Origin of the sequence: Promicromonospora sp. AC04, assembly GCF_003058225.1 — a bacterium.
Classification (GTDB): Bacteria; Actinomycetota; Actinomycetes; order Actinomycetales; family Cellulomonadaceae; genus Promicromonospora.
Genome location: NZ_QBUG01000003.1, coordinates 406,876 through 420,514, shown reverse-complemented (window position 1 = coordinate 420,514; position 13,639 = coordinate 406,876). Strand labels below are relative to the sequence as shown.

Below are 13,639 nucleotides of genomic sequence, written 5' to 3'. Positions count from 1 at the left end.
GAAGAACCAGGCCCAGGCATCGACAACGTACCCAGCCGGTGTGGGAGCCTCGTCCCCGTGACCCTCACTCTGCCTGCCTCGCTGGTCGGCCCAGCGCGCCTCACCGCCGCCTTCCTCGTGTCGGCGTCGGCGATCCTGCTGTTCGCCATCCACGTGCGGCCGGTCGCGTACGTGCCGCTGGTGCTGGGCATCGCGCTGGGCCTGTGGGCCGACCGCGCCCTGGGCCGCGACCTCGCGCTGATCGGCGTCGGCATGGGGATCATCTCGACGATCTCCCTGCAGGCGGACCTCTCCGACGCCGGGATGCTGCGCTTCACGCTCGCACTCGGCGGGTCCGTGCTGGTGCCGTGGGCACTGTCGCGGTTCGTGCTCAAGCAGGACACCATCCAGTTCCCCGTGGCGACCGGAAAGCGCTGGAGCCCCGGGCAGTGGATCTACCTCGCGCTCGTGGTGGTCATCGGGTACTTCCTGCTGCCGTTCTACTTCCTGGGCTCGGGCGCGTACCTGAACTGGCCCGACCTCGACGGGACGCAGGACATCTGGCGGCTGTTCATCGGCGTGAACGCCGTCGGCATCTGGGACGAGCTGTTCTTCATCTGCGTCGTGTTCGCCCTGCTGTGCAAGCACTTCCCGATGTGGCAGGCGAACGTCCTGCAGTCGATGATCTTCGTGTCGTTCCTGTGGGAGCTCGGCTACCGCGAGTGGGGGCCGCTGCTGACCGTGCCGTTCGCCCTGGTCCAGGGCTGGATCTTCGCGAAGTTCAAGTCGCTGAGCTACGTGGTGGCGGTGCACCTGCTGTTCGACGCCGTGGTGTTCGCCGTCCTGGTGCACGGCCACCACCCGGAGCTGTTCGACATCTTCGTGACGGCGCCCTGACGCTCCGCCAGGCAGCCCTGTCGGGACGCCCCGCCGGGACGCCCTGCTAGGAACCGGAACCGTCGTTGGAGCCCGGTCCGCCGATGGCGGCCAGCACGTCACGGACGTCCTCCACCTCGACCCGGATCGCGTCGGCCTCCGACTGCGCCAGGGCCTTCGCCTCGGCGTCCTCACCGCCCGTGATCTCCTCGTCGGCCGGCTGCAGCCCGCCGTAGTGGTGCTCGACGAGCGCGGCCAGCAGCGCGATGTCGAACTCCGACCCGTCGAGCCCGGCGATCGCGTCGACCTGGTCGTCGGTGAGCATGCCGTGGTTCCCGCCCTCGTGCGAGTGCGCGCTGGAGCCGGCCCTCGGCCCGCTGCCGTTGTCGGGCAGCTCGGTCTCGAGGCCACCCTCGGCGAGCGCCAGCGCCTCCCTGCCCGACGCCGGAACCGGGATCTCGCGCGCCTCCAGCCAGGCGGCGAGCTCGCCGACGCGTCCCGCCGACGCCTCGCCCACCTCTACCGCCAGGGCGAGCACGTCGTCGTCGGTGGACCGCCCCGGCGCTAGAGCCGTGAGCTGCACGGCCTGCGCGTTGTGCTCGATCGCCACCGCGGCGTAGGCGGAGTCGGCCTCCGAGTACCCCGCGGCCTCCTGCTTGGCCGGGACCAGCACGCCGAGCCACAGCAGCAGCGCCAGCACCACGGCGAGGCCTCCGGCGAGCACGGCGCCCATGATCCGCAGCCGTCGCCCCAGCCCGTAGGCCGACGGCGTCGTCGGCCCCGGATCAGGCACGTCGCCCGACGGCGGGGTGGTCTCCTCGGTCGTCGAGCCCTGGGACGTCATGTCCGGGAGGTTCCCATACAAACCCCTGGGCACGCCAGGCCGTGGCGGTCCTGCCGGCCGGCCGTCCCAACGACCGAGGGCCGCACCCACCCGGCTGGGTGAGTGCGGCCCTCGTCAGGTGCCGGCGATCAGTACCGGAACGGCGTCTGCATCTGCGGGTTCAGGTCGTACTGCTGGACCCGCTCGGCACGGCCGTCGATCGAGTCGTCGATCTCGAACGTGTCGAACCCGATCGAGAGGTCGTTCGAGTAGGCGTACCCGTTGTAGTAGTACGTGGACCAGGTGCCGCCGCCGCTCAGGCCCTCGCCACGGTCGAACCAGGCGACCTCACGCGGGTTGTCCGAGTCGGTGAAGTCGTACACCGAGACGCCGCCCTGGTACCAGGACTGGACCATCAGGTCCTTGCCCTTGACCGGGATCAGCGAGCCGTTGTGCGCCACGCAGTTCTCGTTCGCCGTGTTGATCCGCGGGATCTTGTAGTAGGCGGCGAACTCGAGCTTCTTCTTACCGCTCCACGAGCGCTTGATGTCGTAGATGCCGTTGGCACCCAGCTCCGGCGCGTACTCGCCGGTGCAGGTCGCGAGACCACCGCCGCCGAGCTCGTCGGTGAAGACCACCTTGGTGGCGTCGTTGTTGAAGGTGGCCGAGTGCCAGAACGCGAAGTTCTCCGTGTCCCGCACCTGGCTGATCACCTTCGGACGCTCACGGTTCGAGATGTCCATGAGGATGCCGTCGCCCATGCACGCGCCGGCGGCCAGGTCGTACTTGGCGTAGGTCGTGATGTCGTGGCAGCCGCTCGTGGCGGAGGCGCCGGGCCTGCCCTCGTAGCCGCCGTCCGGGAAGAGGTTCGGCGTGGCGACCAGCTCGGCCGACGTCGGGTGCTTCACCGGGATCTTCACGATCGAGACGAAGTCGTGCGGCGGCTGGCAGTCCGGGTACGTCGCGTTCGGCGAGTACGACGAGACGTACGCGTAGAGGTTCCGGCCGTCCTTGGCCGGCGCGAGCGAGTGCGTGTGCGAACCGCACTCGGTCTCGATCGACTTGACGTACTCCGGGGCGAGCGGGTTCGAGATGTCCCAGATCTTGATGCCCTCCCATGCCGCCTTCTCGGTGGCCGGGAGCGACGTCGACGCGCACGAGTCGTCGCTGCGGGACGAGTCCGTGGACAGCACCAGGATGTCCTTGTAGACCGAGACGTCGTTCTGCGAGCCCGGGCAGTACACCTGCACCACCTGCTCCGGGTTCTCCGGGTCGGACAGGTCGTAGACGGTGAAGCCGTCGTAGTTGCCGGCAAACGCGTACTTGCCCTGGAACGCGATGTCCGAGCCCGTGCCCTGCAGCGCGCCGTCCTTGGGCTGGTTGCTCAGGTGGGTCATGTTCGAGGACGCGACTTCACCCGGGGGAACGTCCGGATCCGCGGCGGACGCCGCCACCGGGCCGGCGAATGCCACGGCCGCAGCAGCGAACATCACGGTCAGGGCGGCACCAGCGGCACCCCGAGCACGCGATCGAGTAAAGGTTGGACGACGCACGGGCGTCACACCTCCTAGGTCGGTTGAGGCAGTGTCACTCACAGGGACCTCTCAGGACCAGGAGTTTCGGGATCTTTAACATGGTGGTGACAAACCATCACCTAGTGGCGCGGAAGGTGCATTCGGCGACGACGCATGCACGTGATCGCACCTTGGTAGATTCCGGCGCTAGCGTCACCCGCCGGTCCGCGAAGGCCCGGAGCCAGGGCGGCCGATGCCCGAGAGATGACGCAGGCGCGACAGCGCGTACGAGAGGATCGCCCCGTGGAGATGCTGACAGGTGCCGTACGACGCTCGCGCGTCCGGACTTTCGCGATCGGTCTGGTCGTGGTCGTGCCGGCCCTCGTCCTGTCCGCCTGCGGGCCCGACGCCGAACCGGAGCCGGTCTCGACGCCCAGCTCCGTCGTCCTGCAGCCCGGGAAGCCGGGCGAGACGGCCGAGACGATCGCGCCCGAGGACTACGAGGGAGCCCCCGCCCAGGCACCCTTCTCGAAGGCCGACGCCGACTTCCTGACCGACATGATCTGGCACCACGGGCAGGCGATCGAGATGGCGGAGCTGGCCCCGGAGCGTGCCGCGTCCGAACAGCTGAAGACCTTCGCGAACCGCATCGACGTGGTGCAGGACAGCGAGGTCGACCTCATGTCCGGCTGGCTGGAGGAGAACGAGTACCCCGTGCCGGTGACCGCCGAGGGCGGGGACGGCTCAGGGCCTCGGGCACCGGAGCACGGGCACGACGCCGACATGCCGGGCATGCTGACCGACGCCGAGATGGCGGAGCTCGAGGAGGCGTCCGGGACGGAGTTCGACCGGCTGTTCCTCGAGGGGATGATCAAGCACCACGAGGGCGCGCTCACCATGTGCGAGGAGATCGCGGGGTCCGGCAGCGAGGAGCGGGTCCTCGAGCTGGCGAACAACATCGCCGCCGACCAGATGGCGGAGATCGACCGGCTGGACCAGATGCTCGCCGTCCTCTGACGCGCCGATCGCCGGGGCGGAGCGGTGCGCTCCACCCCGGCGATCTGGTCACCGGGTCAGGCGTGGCGCCGACGCAGCAGGATCAGGCCCGCGACCGCCACCAGAGCCCCGAGCGCCGCGATGACGATCACGACGACGCCGACGGTGCCTGCCCCCGATCCGTTCACGCTGGTGCGGAGCAGGCCCGTACCGTCGGAGAGCTGCGCTGTACCGGACGCCACCTCCGTGGTGCCGGCCGCGAGCTCCGTGGAGCCGTCGGCGAGCTGCTGCGTGCCGTCGGCCAGGGTGGTGGCACCCGCCGCGAGCGCCTGCGTGCCCTCGTCGAGCGCACCCGTACCTTCGACGAGCGTGCGTGTGCCCAGTCGGGCGGCCTTGAGCCCGTCGCGGACGGTTACCGACCCGTCGGCGAGGCGCTGCGACTTCTCCACCTTCGGCACGACGCGGTCGCGCACCTCGATGATGCCGTCGACGAGGCGGCCGGAACCGTCGTAGAGCAGCCCGGACCCGTCGACGAGCCTTCCGGATCCGGCGTACAGCTGCTGAACGCCCGAGACGAGGGCCGGTGTCTGCGCGGCCAGCTCGACGTTTCCGCCAGCGACCTGGGTTGCACCCGTGAGCAGGGCAGGCAGGCCACCCTTGAGCTGTCCCGTGCCAGCCGCCAGCGAGGCGTTCCCGGTTGCGAGCGACTCGGCTCCCGCCGCGAGCACCGGCGTGTTCCGAGCCAGCGTCGCAGTGCCGCCTGCAAGGGTCTTCGCGCCCGCGACGAGTTCGGTGCTGCCCGCGTACGCCGAGCCGACGCCGGCCACGTACTGCTGGATCCCAGGTGCGAGCTGCCCGAGTCCTGCCTGCAGGTTCGCACTGCCGACCTTGAGGTCTTCCGAGCCGGCCGCCAGGTTGGCCGCACCGGCCGTGAGGGGCGCGAGGCCACCTTCGACCTTCTGTGCACCGGCCGACACCAGAGCCGTGCCGTCAGCCAGCTTCTCCGCACCGCCGGCCACCTTCGACGCTCCCGCAGACAGGTCGACGAGCGATGAGGCGAGCCCTGACGCACCGGCCTGCGCCTGAGAAGCTCCGGCGCTGACCTGACCGGCACCGGCCGCCAGGCCACCCGACGACGACGCGAGCGCCTCGAGCTGCGCCTTGAGCGTGGGGTCGTCCGTGGCGCCGGCGAGCTGGGTCAGCTTGTCCTGGAGGGCCAGGTTGCCGCCCTGCACCTGGTCCGCCCCGGCGACCAGGCCACCGATCTTCCCGGCCAGCGTGTCCGCCCCTGCCTGTGCCGCCGAGACGCCACCGGCCACTGCCGCAGCCCCGGACTCCAGTTCCTCCGCGCCCGTGGCCGCGTCGCGTGCGCCCTTGGCCAGCGCGGGCGCCCCGGCATTGAGCTGCGCGAGGCCGCCGGCGACCTGCTCCGCCCCCGCGTCGAGGGTCACTGCTCCGGCCGCGAGCTTGTTGGTACCGGCCTGGAGAGCAGTGGTCCCGCCGAGGATCGTGCTGTTGTTGGCCGCGAGCTGCGAGAGCCCGGCGCTGAGCGCCTGGTTGCCGTCACGGACCTGTGCGGAACCGCCCGCGATCTGCGCCGCGGCGGAGTCGACCTCCCCGACGCCGTCGGCAACGAGTTGCGCCCCGGAGGCAAGCTGTCGTGCACCCGCGTCGAGCGGGGTCACGCCGTCGCTGACCGTCGCCACACCGGCCGCCACAAGCAGAGACCCGCCCGCGAGCCGTTCCGCACCGTCAGCCAACACCGGAGCCTTCGAGTTCAAGGTCCCGAGACCGGCGTTGAGCTCCGCCGAACCGTCGTTCAGCTCGCCGAGCCCCGCGTTCAGCTTCGTCGACCCAGCCGTGAGCAGCAGTGACGCGTCAGCCAGGTCGGAGACGTCCTCCGCCGTCTCGGCGGTGCCGTCCGCGATCTTCTTGGATCCGTCGTGCAGCTTGATCACGCCTTCGCGCAGGTCGCCGGCGCCCGAGTCGAGCTGTCCCGCCCCGTCCGCGAGCGCCTCGACGCCCGGCACCACGTCCTCCTGCACGGCGGTGTTGAGGTCCGTGGCCCCGGCGCCGAGGTCGCCGACGCCGGAGACCAGGTCGGCCTGGACGCCGTCGTTCAGCTGGCCCGCGCCGTCGGCCAGCTGTTCCGCGCCGTCGGCGACGCCGCCCTGGAACAGCAGCATGAAGGCTGTGGCCACGATCGCGCCGGCGAGCAGCATGGCGACGCCCACCGCCGTCAGGATCGTGGGTCCTGGGCCTGGTCTTGGTGCTCGGGATGCATGGAGTTGCGTCATCGGTTCGCCTCTCGCTCCGCGGGCGTCGTTGCCCCGCGGAAAGTTGTCGGACCGGCGCCCCTGTCCGCCGGGCTCGCCACCGTTGGCGAGCAGGAAGCCCGTCGTCGCGGGCGTCTGCGCAGAAGTTACCTGTGGGTACGGCCCGGCGGAACGCTTTTACTGATCACAACTCAGTAAAACGCCGAAGATCACCCGCTCATGCAAGAGCCAGCCCGACGCCGACGCCGGGACATCGCGAAGGCCTGCATCGTTCTCGCGGCAATCAGCCCAGCCGGGCGTCGACCGCCTCGGCCGAGAACCGGTCGTCGACGGCGACGCGCGCCAGCCCGATGAGCACGGCGTCCGGCCCCAGCACGGCGGGCCGGATCCGCAGCCGTGCGGTCGCCCGAGGCTGCGCCCCCGCGTACACGCCCGCGCGGATCCCGGCGATCATGGTCGGCACCGCGAGCTCGCCGGCCACGACGAGGTCGGCCGGGTTGAGCACCCCGACCACCACCGCCAGCACCCGCCCGATCAGCCCGGCGGCCCGGTCCAGCTCGGCGGTCACGAGCGGGTCGCCGCGCTCGGCGAGCGCTCGCAGCTCGGCGAGCGAGCCGACGTCGGACCCCGCCTCCGCGAGGCGGCGCAGCAGCGCGGCCCCGCCGGCCTCCGCGGCGAGGCAGCCCCGCCTGCCGCACCGGCAGATGGCGTCGCCACCCACGTCGACGTGCCCGACGTCGCCCGCTCCGCCGTCGGTCCCGCGATAGGTGTTGCCGTCGATGACGAGCCCCGCCCCGAGGTATCCGGACACCTTGACCAGCACGAACGGCTGCGGCCGGTTACCGCGCCCCGCGCCGAGCTCGGTGAACTCGCCGTACGCCATCGCGTCGGCGTCGTTCTCGAGGTGGACGGGAACGTCGAACCGCTCGCGCACGGCCTCCACGACGGGCCACGCGCCCCAGCCCGGCATGACGGGCGGGTCGGACAGGCGGTGGTCCTGCGGGTCGACGGGTCCGGGCACGGACAGCGCGACTCCGCCGACGGCGGCCGGCTTGATCCCGGCGTCGGCCAGGAGCTCGTCGAAGGCGTCGAGCAGCTGCGGCACCACGACGCCGGGCCCCGCCGCGACGTCCACGGCGAGGGGCATCCGGGCCAGCAGGGCCCCGTGCGGGTCGACGACGGCGAGCTCGGCCGCGTCCGAGGAGTGAGCTTGCGAGCCCCGCAAGGGCGCGGAATCGGACGCAGCGTCCGAAGGACGAGCCTGCGGGCCGCGCTGGGCAGCGGCGTCAGGCACGGGCTCACCCAGCTCCAGGGCCGCCACGAGCACCAGCGAGTCGGCCGGGTCGAAGACGAACCGCTCCGAGCGCCGTCCGCCCGTGGCCCCGGCGGAGCCCGCCGCGCGGACGATGCCCGCCGCCACGAGCGCGTCCATCCGCTGCGCCACCGTGACGCGCGACAGCCCGGTCGCCTCGAGCACCTGGGTGCGCGTGGTCGCCCGCCCGCTCCGGATGAGCTGCAGGATCTCGCCCGCGCCTGCTGCCACTCTCTAGCCTCTGTTTCTCCCCTGGGCCGATTATCCCTTGTCGGCGCCGGCGGTCAGCCCCTCGGTGAGGGCCCGCTCGGCCACTCCGTACAGAATCACGATCGGCACGGTGAGGAGCACGCTGCCCGCCATGAGAACGGTCTTGGAGACCTCCTGACCGTCGGCGAGGCGGGTCAGCCCGAGCGACACCGTCCACAGGTCCTGCTTGGCCGAGAGGAACAGGAGCGCGAACAGGAACTCGTTCCACGCGATCATGAACGAGTAGAGCGCTGTCGACATGATGGTCGGCATCGCGAGCGGCACCGTGATGCGGGTCAGGATCTGGAGGCGCGAGGCGCCGTCGATCACCGCCGCCTCGTCGATCGACTCCGGGATGCCCGCCAGGTAGTTGCGCAGCATGTGCACCGAGACCGGCACGGTCAGCGCGATGTACGCGATCACGAGCCCGACCAGGGACGATCCGAGCCCTAGCACCTGGAAACCGACGAACACCGGCACGGCGATGATGATCGTGGGGAACAGGTACACGGCCAGGAACAGCCAGGAGACCTGCGAGCGGCCGGCGAACCGCAGACGCGTGAGCGCGTACGCCGCCGGGACCACCAGCGCGACGGTCAGCGCCGAGGCCGCGACCGCGACGATCGCGGAGTTGCGCATGAACCGCGCGAACCCGTACCCACCGTCCTCCTCCGAGGCCAGCACCTCGCGGTAGGTCTCGGCAGTGATCCGGTCGAGCGCGGGCAGCACACGCAACGGGTCGCGCAGCAGGTCGTCGATGCGCACGAAGCTCAAGCTGAGCATGTAGAGGAACGGCACCACCGTGGCCAGGACGAGCGCCACGATGGTGACGACGCGTAGCACCCGCAGGACGCTGCTCTGGGTGGTTATCGTGCTCATCGTGTCTCCTCCCGCTGCCGGGCGGTCAGGCGCAGGTAGATGACCAGCGCGACGCCCAGGAACACGGCCATCACGGCGGCGGTCGCGCTCGCGCCGCCGATGTCGCTCGACCCGGTGAGCTGCTCGAACACCCGCACCGAGGCGACCTGGGTGCCGGCGGCGCCACCGGTGAGCAGGTAGACGTCGTCGAACTCGTTGAAGGCCATGACCATGCGGAACAGCACCAGCAGCGCCACCGTGGGCAGCAGCTGGGGCAGCACGATGAACCAGAACTTCTGCACCGGAGTGGCGCCGTCGACCACCGCGGCCTCCTCGATCTCGCGGCTGAGGCCCGTCAGGGCCGCCCCGAGGAACATGAACGCGAACGGGAAGTACCGCCAGATGTCGTAGACGATGACGGTGATCAGGGCCGTGGGCGCGGAGCTGAGGAAGTTGACCGGGTGCTCCCACCCGAGCACCTGCGTGCCGAACGCGTTCACCACCCCGTACTGCGGGTTCAGCGCCACCTGCCACACGAACGTGGTGGCGACGACCGGCGCCACGTACGGGAGCAGCATCACCGCGCGCAGCGGCGCACGGAAGCGGAACCGGTCCCGGAACGCGAGCGCCGCCACGAGGCCCACCGCTATCGAGCCGACGGTGGTCGCCACCGAGTACAGGACGGTGGTGAGCAGCGCCTGCCAGAACGCGGGCGAGGCGAGCACGTCCGCGTAGTTGTCGAGCGTGAGCTCGTTGAACAGGCCGTTGCGGGCCACGTCCACGTAGCGCGCGTCCTGGAACGAGAGCACGACGGTCCACACGATGGGGACCACGATGATCGCGGCCACCACCAGCACAACGGGCGCGACGAGCGTGACCCCGTCCCGGTTCTCGAACCTCCGCAACTTCGAAGCCACCCCTACCTCCCTCCTTACTTCGTTGTGGGCGCGATCGTTGCGCCTAGAACGGGCACGTAGTCGCAACGGTCGCGCCCACAACCGACGGCGTCAGTCGCGGGTGGCGATCTCCGTGACCGCTTCCTGCATGGTTGTCTGCGCCTCGGCGGCGTCGATGCTGCCCGACCCGAGGTCGGCCGCCGCCTTGGCGAGCGGCAGCTCGCTCGTGATCGGGCCCAGGATCGCGCCCTGACCCTGCGGCAGCGCCCAGCGGTCCGCGGACTCGGGGGCCGCGGCCAGGGTGTCGGTGACCTCGGCGGGCCAGACGTCGGAGAACTTCGCCTTGGTGTCGACGCCGATCTCCAGCTCGGACCACGCGTCCGTGTACTCGCCTCTGTTGTCGGCCGTGCCGGTGCGCACCGGCACCTTGCCCTCGGGGGCCATGGCCAGCCAGTCCACGTAGGCGTCGGACATCATGTACTCCACGAAGTCCGTGGTCTCCGGGTCCGCACCGTCGGTGATACCCCAGGACACGAACTCGACGTAGCCGGCGGCGTCGCCACCCGAGGACGGCCCCTCCACCACGGGCACCACGCCGGTGTTCTCGGCGAGCCAGCCCGGGTCGTCGGCGCACTCGTCGCACGACGGCGTGAACTCCTCCCGCAGGCCGGCCATCTCGTCGAGCAGGAAGGAGGACCAGACGGTCATCGCCGCCTGCCCGGCGAAGTAGGAGGAGCGCGTGGACTCGACGCCCTGCGAGCCCTCCGGCGAGAACTCGCTGGCCAGGTCGCCGTACAGCTCGATCGTCTCGGTGCACTCGGGGCTGTCGAGGGTCGCCTCCCCCGCGTCGTCCACGAGCTCGCAGCCGTTCCCCTGGGCCAGGAACTCGAGCGTCTGCTGGGTGAACGGGTCGGCCGCGTCCGTGGACAGCGTGATCCCGTACCGGCCGCTCGTCGTGAGCTCCTCGGCGGCCGCGCGCAGGTCGTCGTAGGTGGCGGGCGGCTCCAGGCCGGCCTCCTCGAAGAGGTCGGTGCGGTAGAACACCATCATCGGCCAGGCGTCCGAGGGCACCGCGAGCAGCTCGTCGCCGTCACTCGTCAGCTCCAGGGCCGACGGCGTGAACGTGTCCTCGCCGAGCGCCTCGACCACCTCGGCCGCTGCGTCGCGGTCGAGGTAGCCGTCCCGGTCGAAGGACCGGACCAGGCCGGGGCTGATCGCGTTGACCACGTCCGGCATGTCCTCGCCGGACAGGGCCGCCGCGGACAGGAGCTGGGAGACCTGGTCCTCCTCGACCGGCACCAGCTCGGTCTCGACGCCGGCGTCCGCGGCCCAGGCGTCCATCGCGGCCTCCTGGATCGCGAGACGCTCGGGCTGGGTCTCGACGGTCCAGACGGTGATCGTCCCGTCGGACTCGGGGCCGCCGCTGCCGCAGGCGGTGAGCGTGAGGACGGCGGCCGCGGCCGCCGTCGCTGCGATCGTCAGGCGGGCCGTAGCCGCCCGGTTCTGCCGGAGCATGACATCTCCTCGTCATCGAGCGAGTGGATCTTGCACTTATGTCTAGCCTATTGTCGGAAGATGCACAAGGACTTGCGGGAAGACGCCGCCGACGCCGCCGCCCGCGTCCTCGACACCAACTGGACCGGCCGGCACACCGTCCCGGCCACGGGGCTGTACCCGCACCAGTGGAGCTGGGACTCGGCGTTCATCGCGATCGGCACCCGGCACCGTGAGCCGGCGCGCGCCCGGGCGGAGCTGGTCGCGCTCCTCGACGCCCAGTGGTCCGACGGGCGCGTGCCGCAGATCGTCTACGACGTCGGACGCGACGACGACTACGCCCCCGGGCCCGGCTTCTGGCGGCCGGAACGCGCGGCGGCCGGGGCGGCGGCGGAATCGGCGCTGCCGAGGCCGGCGACCTCCGGGCTTGTGCAGCCGCCGATGCACGCCTGGGCCGCGTGGCTGGTGCACTGCGCGGATCCGGCCGGTTCCGCGCGGGAGGGATTCCTCGCGTGGGTGTACCCGCGACTCGCGCGTTGGCATGAATACCTGCACGTCCGGCGCGCGGGCGGCGTCGGCCTGCCGGTGACGAAGCATCCGTGGGAGACCGGCACCGACAACTCGCCCCTGTGGGACGACGCGCTCGAACGTGTGCCACCGGAGGCGCGCACCCCCATCCAGCGCCCGGATCTACAGCACGCGGGGGCCGGCGAACGCCCTGGCAGCCGTGACTACCGGCGCTACTACCGGCTCGCCGAGACCTACCGTGACGCAGGCTGCGCCGACGACGTCCCCATCGGCTTCGCCATGGTCTGCCCCCTGTTCAGCTCGGTACTAGCGGTCTCGGAGCTCGCCCTGGCCCGGATGGCGCAGTCGCTGCCGGACGCAGGAGGCGGGCAGGAACGTGGCCATGGAAGCCGACCAGATACTGCCCGCGGCGTGCTGCCCGGCCCTGGAGGTCCAGGGCCGTCGGGTACCGGCGACGACACGCCATCGGACGACGACGGCGGCACGTCGTCGAGCCTCGGGAGCAGAGCGCACGAGGCAGCCGCCGCTCGAGTGATCGCCGCGATGGACGAGCACCTCTGGGACGAGGAGCTCGGGCTGTACGTGGCATTGGACGACACGACCGGGGAGCAAGTTCGCCGGGCAACAGTGAACGGCTTGGTCCCGCTGCTCCTGGCCGCATCAGTCAGGGCCGGACGGGCCGAGCGGATGCTCGCGACGCTCACCGGCGCCGGGTTCCTCGGCGGCGGGCCGTTCGTGCCGAGCACCTCGCGCAAGGACCCGGCGTTCGACCCCGCGCTGTACTGGCGGGGACCCGCGTGGTTCAACATGTCGTGGCTGCTGCTGCGCGCCGTCCGGGCACTGGGCCGCGACGACCTGGCAGCTCGCCTGCGGGAGCATTTCGCCGTCGCCGCACCAGAGGGGTTTCCCGAGTACGTGGACCCTGACACGGGGGCCGGCCGGGGAACCTGCCAGTTCTCCTGGACCGCGGCCCTGACGCTGGACGCGCTGCTCTCGAACGAGTCGGACATCCTGCCGGAGCCGTAGACCTGGCACCACGCACACAGAAGCCCCGGCTCCCACACAGGGGAACCGGGGCTTCTCGCGATCAGACGACCGCGCAGTCAAACGATCAACCGAGCCGAAGCTCAGTCGGCGACGACCTTCACGCCGATCTTGGCCGACACCTCAGGGTGCAGGCGGATCGACACGGTGTAGTCACCGGTCGCCTTGATGGACTGACCGATCTCGATCTTGCGCTTGTCGACGGACGGGCCGCCGGCAGCGGCAACCGCACCGGCGATGTCCGCCGTGGTCACCGCACCGAACAGACGGCCACCGGGGCCGGCGTTCGCAGCGACGACTACCGGCTTCGCGGACAGCGAGTCGGCCAGTGCCTTCGCGTCGTCCAGCGATGCGACCTCGCGGCTCTTGCGAGCCTTGCGGATCGCGTTGATGTCGGACTCGGCGCCCTTGGTCCAGGGCGTCGCCAGCGAGCGCGGGATGAGGAAGTTACGGGCGTACCCGTCCTTGACCTCAACCACGTCGCCGGGCTCACCCAGGCCGGTCACCTCGTGGGTCAGGATCAGCTTTGCCATTGTTCTCGATCCCTTCCTCAGCGAGCCGTCGACGTGTACGGCAGCAGGGCCATCTCGCGGGCGTTCTTCACGGCCTTCGCGATCTGACGCTGCTCCTGCACGGAGACGCCGGTGACACGACGCGCACGGATCTTCCCGCGGTCGGAGATGAACTTGCGCAGGAGCGCCGTGTCCTTGTAGTCGATGTTGTTGATCTTCGCCGACTTCAGCGGGTTGATCTTCTTCTTGGGCTTGCGCACCACAGGCTTCGCCATGGTGTTG

At 70.8% G+C, this 13,639-nt stretch carries 12 protein-coding genes; 3 read left to right on the top strand and 9 right to left on the bottom strand.

From position 1 onward, the window contains the following. Nucleotides 1-57 precede the first annotated feature (57 nt). Nucleotides 58-876 carry a type II CAAX prenyl endopeptidase Rce1 family protein gene (locus C8K30_RS10985; RefSeq protein WP_108492927.1) on the top strand — a complete coding sequence of 273 codons (819 nt, stop codon included), beginning with the start codon at nucleotides 58-60 and terminating at the stop codon, nucleotides 874-876. Between the two features lie 46 nt (nucleotides 877-922). On the opposite strand, the gene C8K30_RS10980 is transcribed toward C8K30_RS10985, so the two are convergent. Both C8K30_RS10980 and C8K30_RS10975 read right to left on the bottom strand, forming a co-directional pair. After that, nucleotides 923-1,699, bottom strand: a complete 777-nt coding sequence (locus tag C8K30_RS10980; RefSeq protein ID WP_108492926.1) for a DUF305 domain-containing protein — start codon at nucleotides 1,697-1,699, stop codon at nucleotides 923-925. A 128-nt stretch (nucleotides 1,700-1,827) separates the two neighbouring features. Further along, nucleotides 1,828-3,075, bottom strand: a complete 1,248-nt coding sequence (locus tag C8K30_RS10975) for an LVIVD repeat-containing protein (RefSeq protein WP_233257108.1) — start codon at nucleotides 3,073-3,075, stop codon at nucleotides 1,828-1,830. Between the two features lie 426 nt (nucleotides 3,076-3,501). On the opposite strand from C8K30_RS10975, the gene C8K30_RS10970 reads away from it, so the two are divergent. After that, complete coding sequence (locus C8K30_RS10970; protein ID WP_233257134.1) at nucleotides 3,502-4,209, top strand: DUF305 domain-containing protein; 708 nt, start codon at nucleotides 3,502-3,504, stop codon at nucleotides 4,207-4,209. 56 nt (nucleotides 4,210-4,265) lie between these two features. On the opposite strand, the gene C8K30_RS10965 is transcribed toward C8K30_RS10970, so the two are convergent. The 5 genes from C8K30_RS10965 to C8K30_RS10945 form a co-directional block, all read right to left on the bottom strand. Then, the gene (locus tag C8K30_RS10965; RefSeq protein ID WP_108492923.1) at nucleotides 4,266-6,485 is read right to left on the bottom strand and encodes a hypothetical protein; all 2,220 of its coding nucleotides are present in this window, start codon (nucleotides 6,483-6,485) and stop codon (nucleotides 4,266-4,268) included. Nucleotides 6,486-6,747: 262 nt separating this feature from the next. Further along, entirely contained in the window at nucleotides 6,748-8,007 is a 1,260-nt protein-coding gene (locus C8K30_RS10960; RefSeq protein ID WP_108492922.1) for an ROK family protein, read from the bottom strand. A 30-nt stretch (nucleotides 8,008-8,037) separates the two neighbouring features. Beyond that, complete coding sequence (locus C8K30_RS10955; RefSeq protein ID WP_108492921.1) at nucleotides 8,038-8,904, bottom strand: carbohydrate ABC transporter permease; 867 nt, start codon at nucleotides 8,902-8,904, stop codon at nucleotides 8,038-8,040. Beyond that, nucleotides 8,901-9,800, bottom strand: a complete 900-nt coding sequence (locus tag C8K30_RS10950) for a carbohydrate ABC transporter permease (protein ID WP_108492920.1) — start codon at nucleotides 9,798-9,800, stop codon at nucleotides 8,901-8,903. The genes C8K30_RS10955 and C8K30_RS10950 overlap by 4 nt, the downstream gene beginning before the upstream one ends. 90 nt (nucleotides 9,801-9,890) lie before the next feature. Next, on the bottom strand, nucleotides 9,891-11,294 hold the full coding sequence (locus C8K30_RS10945) for an ABC transporter substrate-binding protein (protein WP_108492919.1): 1,404 nt from the start codon (nucleotides 11,292-11,294) through the stop codon (nucleotides 9,891-9,893). A gap of 60 nt (nucleotides 11,295-11,354) precedes the next feature. On the opposite strand from C8K30_RS10945, the gene C8K30_RS10940 reads away from it, so the two are divergent. Continuing rightward, nucleotides 11,355-12,827 carry a trehalase family glycosidase gene (locus C8K30_RS10940; RefSeq protein ID WP_108492918.1) on the top strand — a complete coding sequence of 491 codons (1,473 nt, stop codon included), beginning with the start codon at nucleotides 11,355-11,357 and terminating at the stop codon, nucleotides 12,825-12,827. A gap of 101 nt (nucleotides 12,828-12,928) precedes the next feature. On the opposite strand, the gene rplI is transcribed toward C8K30_RS10940, so the two are convergent. Continuing rightward, complete coding sequence (rplI, locus tag C8K30_RS10935) at nucleotides 12,929-13,378, bottom strand: 50S ribosomal protein L9 (protein WP_108492917.1); 450 nt, start codon at nucleotides 13,376-13,378, stop codon at nucleotides 12,929-12,931. Between the two features lie 17 nt (nucleotides 13,379-13,395). Then, the gene (gene rpsR / locus C8K30_RS10930; protein ID WP_108492916.1) at nucleotides 13,396-13,632 is read right to left on the bottom strand and encodes a 30S ribosomal protein S18; all 237 of its coding nucleotides are present in this window, start codon (nucleotides 13,630-13,632) and stop codon (nucleotides 13,396-13,398) included. Nucleotides 13,633-13,639: the final 7 nt, after the last annotated feature.

Coding starts and splice junctions, on each gene's coding strand:
- C8K30_RS10980 (WP_108492926.1), bottom strand. CDS start 1,699: ATGACGTCCCAGGGCTCGACGACCGAGGAGACCACCCCGCCGTCGGGC.
- C8K30_RS10975 (WP_233257108.1), bottom strand. CDS start 3,075: ATGACCCACCTGAGCAACCAGCCCAAGGACGGCGCGCTGCAGGGCACG.
- C8K30_RS10970 (WP_233257134.1), top strand. CDS start 3,502: ATGCTGACAGGTGCCGTACGACGCTCGCGCGTCCGGACTTTCGCGATC.
- C8K30_RS10965 (WP_108492923.1), bottom strand. CDS start 6,485: ATGACGCAACTCCATGCATCCCGAGCACCAAGACCAGGCCCAGGACCC.
- C8K30_RS10955 (WP_108492921.1), bottom strand. CDS start 8,904: ATGAGCACGATAACCACCCAGAGCAGCGTCCTGCGGGTGCTACGCGTC.
- C8K30_RS10945 (WP_108492919.1), bottom strand. CDS start 11,294: ATGCTCCGGCAGAACCGGGCGGCTACGGCCCGCCTGACGATCGCAGCG.
- C8K30_RS10940 (WP_108492918.1), top strand. CDS start 11,355: ATGCACAAGGACTTGCGGGAAGACGCCGCCGACGCCGCCGCCCGCGTC.
- rplI (WP_108492917.1), bottom strand. CDS start 13,378: ATGGCAAAGCTGATCCTGACCCACGAGGTGACCGGCCTGGGTGAGCCC.
- rpsR (WP_108492916.1), bottom strand. CDS start 13,632: ATGGCGAAGCCTGTGGTGCGCAAGCCCAAGAAGAAGATCAACCCGCTG.